This is a genomic window from Sphingobacterium zeae, from assembly GCF_030818895.1.
Taxonomy (GTDB): domain Bacteria; phylum Bacteroidota; class Bacteroidia; order Sphingobacteriales; family Sphingobacteriaceae; genus Sphingobacterium; species Sphingobacterium zeae.
This window is the reverse complement of sequence record NZ_JAUTBA010000001.1, coordinates 3,174,868-3,187,546: the sequence shown is the minus strand read 5'-3', so window position 1 is coordinate 3,187,546 and position 12,679 is coordinate 3,174,868. Positions and strand designations below refer to the sequence as shown.

At 39.5% G+C, this 12,679-nt stretch carries 8 protein-coding genes; 1 reads left to right on the top strand and 7 read right to left on the bottom strand.

The genetic code is table 11. The annotated features are described in order from the left end of the window. Positions 1 to 27: 27 nt before the first annotated feature. From QE382_RS13330 to QE382_RS13300, 7 genes are all read right to left on the bottom strand, one after another. On the bottom strand, positions 28 to 3,243 hold the full coding sequence (locus tag QE382_RS13330; RefSeq protein WP_307186323.1) for a SusC/RagA family TonB-linked outer membrane protein: 3,216 nt from the start codon (positions 3,241 to 3,243) through the stop codon (positions 28 to 30). Between the two features lie 540 nt (positions 3,244 to 3,783). Next, positions 3,784 to 4,680, bottom strand: a complete 897-nt coding sequence (locus QE382_RS13325) for a polysaccharide deacetylase family protein (RefSeq protein ID WP_307186322.1) — start codon at positions 4,678 to 4,680, stop codon at positions 3,784 to 3,786. A 253-nt stretch (positions 4,681 to 4,933) separates the two neighbouring features. Then, a complete protein-coding gene (locus QE382_RS13320; RefSeq protein WP_307186321.1) occupies positions 4,934 to 5,686 on the bottom strand; it encodes a succinate dehydrogenase/fumarate reductase iron-sulfur subunit in 753 nt (250 codons plus the stop codon). A gap of 11 nt (positions 5,687 to 5,697) precedes the next feature. Next, on the bottom strand, positions 5,698 to 7,614 hold the full coding sequence (locus tag QE382_RS13315) for a fumarate reductase/succinate dehydrogenase flavoprotein subunit (protein WP_307186320.1): 1,917 nt from the start codon (positions 7,612 to 7,614) through the stop codon (positions 5,698 to 5,700). Between the two features lie 12 nt (positions 7,615 to 7,626). Then, positions 7,627 to 8,283: a succinate dehydrogenase cytochrome b subunit gene (locus QE382_RS13310; RefSeq protein WP_293957530.1), complete on the bottom strand. Its 657-nt coding sequence runs from the start codon at positions 8,281 to 8,283 to the stop codon at positions 7,627 to 7,629. A gap of 15 nt (positions 8,284 to 8,298) precedes the next feature. Continuing rightward, positions 8,299 to 9,729 carry an anion permease gene (locus QE382_RS13305; protein WP_307186319.1) on the bottom strand — a complete coding sequence of 477 codons (1,431 nt, stop codon included), beginning with the start codon at positions 9,727 to 9,729 and terminating at the stop codon, positions 8,299 to 8,301. Positions 9,730 to 9,749: 20 nt separating this feature from the next. Next, positions 9,750 to 10,916, bottom strand: a complete 1,167-nt coding sequence (locus tag QE382_RS13300; protein WP_307186318.1) for a porin — start codon at positions 10,914 to 10,916, stop codon at positions 9,750 to 9,752. A gap of 323 nt (positions 10,917 to 11,239) precedes the next feature. Here QE382_RS13300 and QE382_RS13295 point away from each other — a divergent pair, with 323 nt between their 5' ends. Further along, positions 11,240 to 12,631, top strand: coding sequence for a glycoside hydrolase family protein (locus QE382_RS13295; RefSeq protein ID WP_307186317.1), 1,392 nt, complete (start codon positions 11,240 to 11,242; stop codon positions 12,629 to 12,631). Positions 12,632 to 12,679: the final 48 nt, after the last annotated feature.

Below are 12,679 nucleotides of genomic sequence, written 5' to 3'. Positions count from 1 at the left end.
CTTCTTTTTCTTTTAAATTCGGGTTGATTAAAACGATAACAACGCGCCCAGATTGATTAATCTTGCTTGCGGATAATATTGTCCTAATGCATTCACAGCTTCCGGATCATACATTTTGATTTTACTCCAAGTAATGAGGTTCATTCCATTCGCAAATAAACGCAATGAGCCTATACCAATTTTATTGCATATACTAGAGGATAGATTATATCCTAATTCTACATTCTTAAGTCGGAGGTAATCTGTACTTCGCATCCAATACGTGTTATTATAGGAATAATATTGATTACCGCGGTCTGTTAAACGTGGATATACACTGCTCGGGTTACTGATACTCCAGCGGTTTTCGTAGAATTCCTCCACAAAATTTCCAATAGATCCAGACTCATCTGTACCGACACGGATCTCTCCGCCTGTAGCCCCCTGAAATAATACCGATAAGTCAAAATCTTTATAGGTAAGGCTAAAATTGAAACCGCCTTGAAATGTTGGATCACTATTTTTATCGCGTCTAACTTTATCATCGGGTGTGATTTTTCCGTCACCGTTGTAATCTTTGTACTTCATGTCACCAGGACGTAGCGTCTTTGTTATGGCGCTATAATCTAACTGATTGTTTGCAATATCATTTAAATCTTTGAATACGCCATCATAGATATAATAGATATCAGTTTTTATTGGCTTTCCTGTACTCTGCTGCCATGCTGGCGCTCCTGGTGCCTCATCCCAGAAGATGATTTTATTCTTCGCATACCCACCGTTAACGCCTACAGTATAACCAAGTTCCCCGACTTTACCATGATAACCGAGATTAAACTCCCATCCCTTATTATCGACCTTACCGATATTCTCGGCTGGGAGCGTCATTCCTGTACTTTGCGGTATGGACGCATTTTTGCGCCATAAAATTGAATTACGCCGGTTTTTGAAGATGTCAAATTCCAAGTTCAACTTGCCCTGAAGAAACTGAAAATCAAATCCGAGATTGTAATTATTGGCTACTTCCCAAGTAATCATTTCATTTGGTACACGACTCTCGTAAAGAGACTTGGCTAACTTGTCATTTACGATATACGTTCCAAAAGAATACGTGGAAAAATATTGATACTCTTGTAATTTATCATCATAGTAGATGTTATCATTTCCCATCTGGCCGTACGAAGCACGGATTTTGAAATAATTAATTACAGGTACATTTTGCTTCCAGAAATTTTCTTCTGACACGACCCATCCAGCCATTGCCCCAGGGAAGAATCCGAATCGCTCCTTTTCAGGAAACATGTAAGAACCGTCATAACGCCACAAGAGTTCGGCGATATATTTACTTTTATAGTTATAACCAAACCGACCAAAATAATTTAGACGAGCGCGCTTCCATGCTGCACCGTCGTTATTTTTTTCCTGTTCCCCGCCGGCGAAAAGATAATCAATCGCATTGGAAAGAAAGTAGCGGCGATAAGCACTGAATTTATCGTTATCAATTGTTTCTCTATTGATACCCGCAATGGCATTCACTTGATGGTTTCCAAATTTCCGGTCAAAGCTCAAAATACCGCCAAGCAAGATGTTTAATTGATCTTCATTGCTTTGATTCAGATTCGGATCCGCAGGACCACGCCGCCCGGGGACCAGTTGTGGTGTTTCCCCATCAGCTTCATATGCACCTTGCCACGAATATAATGTCCAAGGTATCACCCACGTTTTTTGATTTTTCACATATTTGTCTACAGATGCATTCAGTGTTAGCTTCAGACCATCAACCCATGGATTAGTAATTTCAACCTGTCCATTCGTTTGGAAGTAATAGCGTTTGTCCCTATCATATCCTGTGGCATTAGTAGTGATAACGACGGGGTTTTCACCGTTTTCTATATCTGGCCCTGGCATACCGTTTGGCCAAATTGCAGGTTGAGTGGGATTTCCGCGCATGAGCATTCTGAAGATTGTACCAGCAGTTTTTGTTGGAAAATTGCGATTTTCCTGTCTCCCTAATACGCCGAATTGCGTTTTTATATATTGACTTATATTAGCATCGAGATTAATTCGCAAATCATATTGTTTATAGCCTGTGGCAGAGTTCTTGTAGTATGCATCCTGATTTTGATAGCCCAGGGACATCAAATATTTGACATCCTCAGTACCTCCATTGATCTGAAGATTGTGGCGTTGTTGCGGCGACCAATCTTTTAGGGTAGACTTATACCAATCTGTATTTGGATGGCCCCAAGGATCAGACCCGTCGCGGTATTTTTGGATATCCTCGGGTTTAAAAGGTGCATCTAATACTCCACCATCTTTTTTAATATAACTCCCTTTATCTGTTATTGCGCTATATGCTGCAGACCATTCGTCGACCGATAGGTTATAGATCTCAAGTTCATTTCTAATTTCAGCAAATTGAGTAGCAGTGGTCAATTTGGGGATTACTGTAGGTTGGGAATATCCCTGATTAAAAGTGTAGGAAAATTGTGGCTTGCCTGTTTTTCCTCTTTTCGTAGTGACAAGAATAACGCCGTTAGCTGCACGGGCCCCATAAATTGCTGCGGAAGCATCTTTAAGTACCGATATATTTTCAATATCACGGGGATTAAGCCGCTCGATTCCGCCTTCACGCGCCGGAACACCGTCAATTACCACCAAAGGACTGCTATTCCCTAACGTATTTGTCCCGCGGATCTTGATGTTAGATCCATCATAACCGGGCTCAGCACTCCCATTGGTCGCTGTGACACCAGGTACCCGGCCTGTTAACGCATTTGAGATGTTTAATGCTGGTGATTTGGCAAGATCACTCCCTTTAACCGTCGCGACAGACCCAGTCACAGTCTCCTTTTTTTGCTTTCCGTAACCTACCACGATAACCTCTTCCAAACTAGATTGTGAATTGAGTAGAATGACGTCAACAATACGTCTTCCCTTTACAGCTTCATCCATAGATAGCTTACCAACCATTCGAAAATTGAGGGTACCAGTACTTGGCACTTTATCCAATTTGTATTTACCTTCGTTGTCGGTCTTAGTCGCTAAGTTACTTTCACTTACCGAAATGGTCACTCCTGGAATAGGCATTCCAGCTTCATCGGTCACTTTACCGGTAACACTTAACTCTTGTTGAAAGAAAATTCCATAGCTTGCAAACGTTGCAGCGTCGACGAATTGGGGACTCAATGTGACTAAAGAACACAACGAACCAGTCCAAAACGCTCTCTTCCATTGATTTGAGAAATAATGGCAGTTGATCATAAAAACTGTTTAATGTTTAAATTCTATTTATAATAGTTATTTTTTTTGCTGTGATAAGATTTATCGGTTTAGCATCTTACGACAGCGGTTTATAATTGAATATTCATTTTGAATTTACAAAAATTATGATAAAATACAAGTGTTATTTTTACACTATTTAACATATTTTACACAAACGTTTGTAAATAAGCTATTTGAAACTTCTTAAGTAGGCCACCTTTTCGCACAGATCGTAAAATGACTTTAAAAGTTTTTTTAAGGTTGTTTTGACCGCCCTATACCATAGAACTTCACAAGCGATTGCATGAATAAAAACATCTTTACAATATCGAAATTATATTAGTGCAGATAAAATAAAAAGGCAGCTTTTCATGCCTTCTAATTACATCTATAATTAATTTAATAAAAATAGCCAAAATTGCAGGATACCGCAGTAATTAAGCAGCACTTATTAATAGATAGGAAAAGAACTCCAGGATAGCAAATAGAAAGGTAGGCAATTTAAAACACGCTGTAATCCTTTGATGCCAGCGTGCTTAATTAATATTTAATGGGATAATCTTGCATAAATTCGAATTGGTAGCCTTCGCTTTTGAGTGCGTCAATTAACAAAGACAATTCCTGCTGTCCCTTTTTCGTTTGGAACATATCATCATGCATCAAGAAAACGACATTGTTCGGTACCATTGAACTCTTGTTGTTCATATAATTCCTAATATGACTTAAGGTCGATTCTTGACTCTGAATGGGTGCTCCAGTGACACTATTGAGTCTCCACTCCACATCCCAACCATAAATCGTATATCCATTTTTATGAAGCAAATCCGCCGTACTGGCCCCGTTCTTGAGGTCGATCTTTCGAACATTATCATAGATCCAGATATTCCTTCCTGGAAGTCGAACGATTTTATGCTTCAAGTTGAGATCTGTTTCATTTTTTTCAAAATCAGCAAAAGCCTTTTGAGGGTTATTATAAAATCTAGAATATTGATTATTTGCGTGTGTATAACTATGATTGTAACACGCTACAAGATGATTTGATTCATATCGCGCAAGATCACGTTTCCTACCTTTACTCATATTGGCGTGCTTACCAATAAGGAATACGCTAACTTTGATATTTTTCTCCTTCGCAATGGAGTCAATAAAAGCACTACCAATTAATGGACCGTCATCAAAAGTTAAATAAATATGTTTCGGGTGTCTATCAAAAGCTTTACGCAAGGAATCTTTAAGTTCACGCTTTTGCTGTCTTACGGAAATAGGATGCAGACTGTCAACCGTAAAAAGAATCTGATTTTTTTGAAGAGAATCCCACCTGTCCAACAAATGCGGTATCTTTTCCTCAACCTTTAATTGCTCTGTAATTGTATCTTTCAGATTCCCCTTTCCTAAAACCTTATTCGAAAAATCTTTACATGACGTAATACTTAACATCACGCTACATGTGAAAATTAAGGCAAACAACCTGCTACACTTCATATCAATCGCTATAACTTTAATGACTTTCTTTTTCCAAAATTAGTATAAAAACCCTTCTTTCGTCCATAAAATATTTTAAATTCTTTTTCGCTATGTCGATAATACAATTCAATGAACTATGCATCTTTTTTTTATGAAGTCAATTCTATACTTAAAGTCCGATTGAAGAAACAATCGTGCCAGTTTTATAGAATACCATTCATGAAGATCATTGCCGCTTCTTAAAAATCAAAGCTTTGTTATATTCAAAATTCATACGTGCAATATTCAATACGGATATACCTTGAGGACACTCTACCTCACAGGCTTCCATATTTGAGCAGTGACCGAAAGACTCCATATCCATTTGAGTTACCATATTTAAAACCCGCAAGCTACGCTCTTCTTTACCCTGTGGAAGCAAAGCCATATGCGTAATCTTCGCAGCAGTAAAAAGAGCAGCACTACCATTTTTACAGGTCGCTACACAAGCACCACAACCTATACAGGCAGCAGAGTCAAATGCAGATTCCGCTAATTCGTGAGCAATAGGAATAACGGTCGCATCTGGAGCTTGCCCAGTATTAATGGATACAAATCCGCCCGAAGAAATAATTCGGTCAAATGCTGATCGATCCACTTTTAGATCTTTTTTTACCTGAAATGCAGCCGAACGGAAGGGTTCTATAGTTATCGTATCGTTATCGTTAAATGAACGTAAATGTAGCTGGCAGGTGGTGGTATGTTTAAGTGGTCCATGAGCAATTCCATTGATCATCAATCCACACTGACCACAGATGCCCTCGCGACAGTCATGATCGAACTCTATAGGGTCATCGCCTTGCGTGATCAGCTGCTCATTTAAGGTATCCATCATCTCCAAAAATGACATATGCGGATTTAGGTTATTTAACGTGTAGGTCACTAACTTTCCTGTGGCATTGCGATCCTTCTGTCGCCATATTTTAAGATGTAAATCCATAATTGTTCGTTTTATTTGTAGCTTTTTACTGTCGGCTGTATTTCTTCAAAAGTCAAGGGCTCTTTGATTAACTCTGGTTGTTCACTTTCTCCCTTCCAAGACCATGCTGAAATAAATTGGTAATCCGCGTCATTGCGTAATGCTTCACCATCTGCTGTTTGGTATTCTTCCCTAAAATGTGCCCCACAGGATTCGTTCCTTGTCAACGCATCATAACACATCAGTTCGCCGATTTCAAAATAATCCGCTACGCGTCCAGCTTTCTCCAATTCAGTATTTAATGTACTAGCCACACCGCTAACAATGACCTCATTATAAAATTCCTGTTTAAGCTTTTGAATCTCCCCAATAGCATAGCGAAGGCCCTTTTCATTTCGTGACAGCCCACAGTAATCATAAAGTATTTTACCAAGTGTTTTATGAAAATAATCAACAGTTTTCCTACCTTTGATTTTCAAAAATCTATCAATTTGCTTCCTTACCTGTTCCTCTGCACGTACAAATTCAATATGATCTGTAGAAATTTTACCCGTATGAATATCGTTTGCCAAATAATTTGCAATCGTATAGGGTGCAATGAAATAGCCGTCCACAGAAGCTTGAAGTAAAGAATTAGCGCCAAGTCTATTGGCGCCATGGTCTGCAAAATTAGCTTCACCTAAGGCAAATAACCCTGGTAAACTTGTCATCAGTTCATAATCCACCCATAATCCGCCCATGGAAAAATGTGCGGAAGGTGAAATCATCATCGGTTCTTTATAAGCATCATATCCGGTTATCTTTTCATACATATCAAATAGATTACCATACTTCTCTTGTATTTTCTGTTTTCCTTGTTCTCGAATAGCTTTCGCAAAATCAAGATAAACGGCATTTTTAAGTGGACCAATGCCAAAGCCGGCATCGATGCGTTCCTTCGCTGCCCGCGATGAAATATCCCTTGGCGCGAGATTGCCAAATGCAGGATAGCGCCGTTCCAAATAGTAATCCCTTTCTTCTTCGGGGATAGCGTTCGCGTCCCGTGTCTCACCCCTATGTAGTGGAACCCAAATCCTTCCATCGTTACGCAAAGACTCAGACATTAATGTCAATTTAGATTGATAATCGCCAGACTGTGGCAACGATGTGGGATGAATCTGAATCCAGCTCGGCGAGGCCATTAACGCTCCTTTTTTATGCGCTCGCCAGATTGCAGAGCCGTTACAGCCCATTGCCAATGTAGATAGATAATAAATCTTCCCGTAGCCTCCAGTGGCCAATATAACGGTGTGTGCAGCATGTCGTTGTATTTCTCCGGTGTCAAGATTTCTAACAATAATACCGCGGGCCTTCCCATCAATAACAACAATATCGAGCATTTCGTGCCTAGAGAAAAGCTGTACGGTACCTTTACCCACTTGACGCATAAGCGCCTGATAAGCGCCCAAAAGAAGTTGTTGCCCAGTTTGACCTCTTGCATAGAATGTACGGCTCACCTGAACACCTCCAAAAGATCGATTATTCAGATAACCTCCGTATTCACGGCCAAAGGGAACGCCCTGGGCTACCGCCTGGTCTATCAAATTGAGCGAACACTCGGCCATACGATAAACATTGGCCTCACGGGCCCGAAAATCTCCCCCCTTGAGCGTATCAACAAACATGCGATAGACACTGTCCCCATCATTTTTGTAATTCTTCGCCGCATTTACGCCACCTTGAGCAGCCACGGAATGCGCCCTCCTTGGACTATCCTGAAAGCAAAAAGATTTTACTTGATAACCCATTTCGCCAAGCGAAGCAGCTATCGAACTGCCCGCAAGTCCAGTACCCACAACGATAACATCCAGCTTTTTACGATTCGCAGGATTAACAAGCTTGGCAGTTTTTTTATAGAGCGTCCATTTCTGATCCAATGGTCCACCCGGAATTTTTGAATTTAATGCCATGAATTCCCTTCCTTATTTTACTGTAAAAAATATATAAATAGGCATCAATGCAAAACCAATGCTGATGATGACAGAATAGCTGATACCGATGATCTTAAACCATTTAACAAATTTGGGGTGGAATACGCCTAAGGTTCGAATCGCACTATGAATCCCATGAATAAGATGATAGCAGAGAGCAGCCATGGAGAATACGTAAATAACCACATACCACCATTGCTTAAACACCTCTACGACAAGCATGTACAAATCTTTATTGCCCCGATCATCAAGTGGTGGAGCACCAAATTTGTACACATACCAAAAATTTTGAAAATGAATAACCAAAAAGATCAGTATAAGGGTTCCGAGAATTCCCATATTGCGCGAATACCACTTGCTCGCCCGCCCACGGCGATCGGACACATAATTTGCTCCAGCCCTTTTATTATGTAATGTGATCATTAATCCGTCCAAAGCATGTAAAATAATGCTTAGATAAAGTACGTAAGAAATCAATTTAATCAAGATATTGCCTGAAAGAAAATGCGAGTAAGCATTAAACTGCAAATGCGCTTGTTCCTGAGGCAAGAAGAGCTGCAAGTTTCCCAAAAAGTGAATCAGTAAAAAGAATACTAAAAACAATCCCGTCAGACACATGAGCATCTTTTTAGCTAAAGTAGATAACATAATAAGATCTTAATTTTAATAATAACCTATAACTTTCATCCAAAGTCCACCTACCCCCATATAAATCACCAACAATACAATGCCTATTTCAATTCCCCGCAGCCACCAGGATTTTAAATCTACATAACCACTTCCAAAGAATACAGGTGCGGGGCCATGTCCGTAATGCGTTAAGACACCATAGATAGAACCCAGAAATCCGAGCATCATTGCCAGTAACATCGGTGGAATACCTAATGAAATGCCAACGCCCAGCAAAGCAGCATACATCGCCGCTACATGGGCGGTAGCACTCGCAAAAATGTAGTGACTAAAGAAATAAACAAGAATGATGACCGGAAAGGCTATTTGCCAACTTAAATCACCAATCTGTACTTTGATCAGGTCGCTAAACCAGCCGATAAAGCCGAGCTCATTTAAGGAACTGGCCATCATAACTAAAACAGCAAACCAAACAATCGTATCCCATGCTCCTTTTTCGGCTTTAACATCCTCCCAGGTCAATACAGAGGTCAGTAAAAGTAGTGTCAAACCGATGAAGGCTGTGGTTGTAGCATCAATTGAAAAAGAACCACCAAAAATCCATAATGCCAATAAGATAAAGAACGCCAAAAGCATCAACCATTCATTTCTGGAAATTGGTCCCATCTCTTTTAATTTCTGCGCCGCCATCTTAGGTGCATCTCCTGTTTTTTTCAATTCAGGTGGATATAACTTATAAAGAACAAGCGGAACGACAAAAAATGCGACAATACCGGGTATAAATCCAGCAATCGCCCAGGACATCCAGGTAATATCAATTCCGAGATTTGCAGCAAATTTTTGACACATTGGATTACTCGCAGTGCCTGTCAAAAACATGGAAGATGCGATCAGATTCATGTAATAACTGTTTAAAGTTAAATAAGATCCTAATTTTCGATGTGTCTCTGGCTTGTCAGGAACTGAATCAAAACTAATCGCCATAGATTTCATAATTGGATAGATAATTCCTCCACCACGAGCAGTATTGCTCGGGATAGCCGGAGCCAGACAGACATCTGCTAAACCCAATCCATAAGCCAGTCCCAGCGAACTCTTTCCAAAAACACGAATGAAAAGAAAAGCAATCCTATTGCCCAAACCAGTTTTGATAAAGCCACGGGCGATAAAAAAAGAGATTCCTATCAGCCAGATAACTTTGTCGCCAAATCCAGTCAAAGCTTTAGTAATGGACTTACCCGCATCTCCAGGTGCCAATACTTGTGTAAGGGCCGTAAAGGCAATGGCCATCATACACATGGTACCCATAGGAGCTGCTTTTAAAATAATCCCAAGAATGGTTGCAGCGAAAATTGCAAATAAATGCCAGGCTTCCGGACTGACGCCTTTCGGTATTGGGATAAACCATAAAATGAGTGCTATTAGAAAAGTAATGGCAACATTTTTAATACTGATTTCTTTCATGATAAACGTAGTTTAATAGGTTAGAATCGACTTTGTACTTGAACAATAAATAAATTTTTATTGAATTCGCTGGTATTCTCGGTCTGCTTTTTATATCGGTCCAACTGAAGTCCCAACTGTATCCTTGCACCATAATTTTTTAAAAATTCCAAGCCAAACATTGGCGTATATGTTTGACGCGCATTTGCATTGAGTTTGTAATTAGGGTCAATATACTCATACCGACATGATAGCTCGAAAGCGCTTAGATTGAAATAATTTACTTCATATCTTAAGTTGGGTAGAAAATAGATACCGCGGACCAAATAGTCACTCAACTTGGATGTTCGCGCACTTTCTTCCAAAGAATAATACAGGTTATGATTGATCGCCTGTTTTGCTTCCAATTGCATATCAAGATTCCATCGTTTACCAAAACTGACATTCCCAGTTAGATCAACACCCAATGCATGTACCTGTTTTTTCATCACATCGCCAACGCCTCCATTAAGTCCTAAATTAATTCCGTACTTCTTTGAAAGCCCAAAGACCAAACGGGTGGCATATTGCTTACCATTATCCATATCAACCACCTGATTCTTTCCATTTCCATTCACGACAGACAAAGAATAACTAAAAGGAACCTCACCGAGATTGGTCTCCCCCGTTGCAGCGACACCTATTTGAAAACTGGCCCAGCCCAGTTTGCCGAATTCTAGATACTGATTTGACCAGTCTAAAGATTTGATGATGTCAATAGGATAAGTTTCCTCGATGCCAAACCAAGGACGAAATTGGCCCACTGTGATTGCCAATTTGGGACTAAATGTATATTTCAAGTAGGCATTTTCGAGCACTTTTGTTTTGGGATCACTTTTGAAATCTGCGAGGTTAGCTAATACGGCAACTTCAGTACGCTTGCTAATCTGAGCGCGCATCTGTACCCGCATATATTTTACCATAAAATTGTTATCCGTACCTGAACCATCACTGTGATGTAGCCCGTTGACATCGACATCTTTTGTAGCACTAACAAGATAACGGGCCTGAAACAAACCTTTCACCTGAAGCTTGGGATATGTCGTGTCATCTTTTTTTTGTTGCACAGAATCAACTTTATGCTCTTGTACAGTACCTGGTTCTTGCCCTTTGACCAAGGTATGGCTCAATAAACATGCAATAGAAATTGGAATGTAGCGTTTCTTCATACTAAAACATTTTTTTTCTTAGCCAGTAGCCCAGCTTACTTCTCATTGTTAATAATCTTATTGTCCTAAATCTAATGTTGTAGGTACAACACATAGCTTTAAAAAATGTTTTGTTATTCTAATAAAATTTAATAACTGTAAGAAAATCAAACGGATTAAAAAAAGATCAGGTATAAATTCCACGTTTTTATGTAATTTCACAGGCGAATTTCAATACAATCTAAATTTAAAACCTATAGATTGATCTTTTCATGAGTTTTGCAGTTTATGAGAAAACTTCATCATGTAAATATGGAATACATTTTAGAATCGATAAATATATTATGAAAGAAACACTAATCAGAAGATGCTTTATTGGCCTTGCGCTCCTTTTGATTCAAAGCTTTTCAGTATCAAGCGTTCACGCCACAGACAAAGAAAAAACCGCTATGTTTTGGACCTGGCTAGATTACAACGCCAAAACAAACTTTGATTCTATTTGCCGTGAGATGAACTATCTAGGGATCGATGGCGTGATGTTAAATGCTGCTAGCCCAGATGAGTATCGTGTAGCGATTCCTATTGCAAAAAAATACGGCATCCAGGTTATAGCCTGGCTTTGGACGATGAATTTGGAACACGACAGAGATAAAATACTTAAAGAGCATCCAGATTGGTTCAGTGTCAATCGCAGTGGAAAAAGTCTCGCAGATACTACTGCATACGTTGGTTATTATAAATTTTTATCGCCCGTAGTACCAGGAGTAAAAGAATATATCAAAAAGAAAATTGAATCCTATTGTGAAGTTGAGGGATTGGAAGGTATCTCTATTGACTACAATCGTTATGTGGATGTTGTCCTCCCCACAACCCTTTGGCCTAAATATAATATTGTCCAAGATCGCGAATATCCCGCTTGGGATTACGGCTATCATCCCATTGCTATAGAAAAATTTAAAAAACAATATGGCTATGACCCTCGTGCACAAAAAGATCCATCGAAAGATCTCAAATGGCGCCAATTTCGTTGCGATCAGATAACAGATATCGCCAATATGATTGCAGAAATTGTTCATTCTCATGGCAAAACAATGGCAGCATCCCCATTTCCGACCCCCAAAATGGCTTCGCGTATGGTACGTCAGGATTGGGGTAAGTGGAATTTAGATGTTGTTTTTCCAATGGTTTACAGCAATTTCTATACAGAAGATCCAAGCTTTATTAGCGATTGTACTTTAGAAAATGTGCGCGACAAAGGTGCAAATACGTCCCTATACTGTGGGTTGATGGCTAAAAATAATGAGGAAATATTTACCGATATGGATGAAGCGCTAAATAATGGTGCGCAGGGAATTTCTATTTTTACCATCCATAGCTTAAAAGACCCTCAGATCAAGGAAAAATTCAGAGCCTATACAGCTGCTGCGAAAGCGAAGAAAGCTCAAAATAATGGAACTTTAACAGGTTTGGCACATGTGAAAATCGAAAATAATCCCTTCAAAAAAGAAGGAATTATGAAATTAATCAACCAAAAGATACAAGATTTGGTCCGTTCAGAAAACCCGGCTGCCAGCCCGATAGCATTATCTAGATATAAAAAAATAGATGCATATGATGTCACTCAAAAATACCTCGTTACTGATAAGGTGAGCAAAAAGAATTTTTACGTCACCTTCTTTTTCTATGGCGGTATACTTTCCGGTTGGAATGTGGACCCAGCTCCAAATGCAGCCTAAGGTATGAGCTACTAGGAAGAGGTGCTAAAACGTTATCTATTTAGCGCC

Bases quoted from the DNA above. Each gene is read 5' to 3' on its own strand.
- QE382_RS13330 (WP_307186323.1), bottom strand. From the start codon at position 3,243: ATGATCAACTGCCATTATTTCTCAAATCAATGGAAGAGAGCGTTTTGG.
- QE382_RS13325 (WP_307186322.1), bottom strand. From the start codon at position 4,680: ATGTTAAGTATTACGTCATGTAAAGATTTTTCGAATAAGGTTTTAGGA.
- QE382_RS13320 (WP_307186321.1), bottom strand. From the start codon at position 5,686: ATGGATTTACATCTTAAAATATGGCGACAGAAGGATCGCAATGCCACA.
- QE382_RS13315 (WP_307186320.1), bottom strand. From the start codon at position 7,614: ATGGCATTAAATTCAAAAATTCCGGGTGGACCATTGGATCAGAAATGG.
- QE382_RS13310 (WP_293957530.1), bottom strand. From the start codon at position 8,283: ATGTTATCTACTTTAGCTAAAAAGATGCTCATGTGTCTGACGGGATTG.
- QE382_RS13305 (WP_307186319.1), bottom strand. From the start codon at position 9,729: ATGAAAGAAATCAGTATTAAAAATGTTGCCATTACTTTTCTAATAGCA.
- QE382_RS13300 (WP_307186318.1), bottom strand. From the start codon at position 10,916: ATGAAGAAACGCTACATTCCAATTTCTATTGCATGTTTATTGAGCCAT.
- QE382_RS13295 (WP_307186317.1), top strand. From the start codon at position 11,240: ATGAAAGAAACACTAATCAGAAGATGCTTTATTGGCCTTGCGCTCCTT.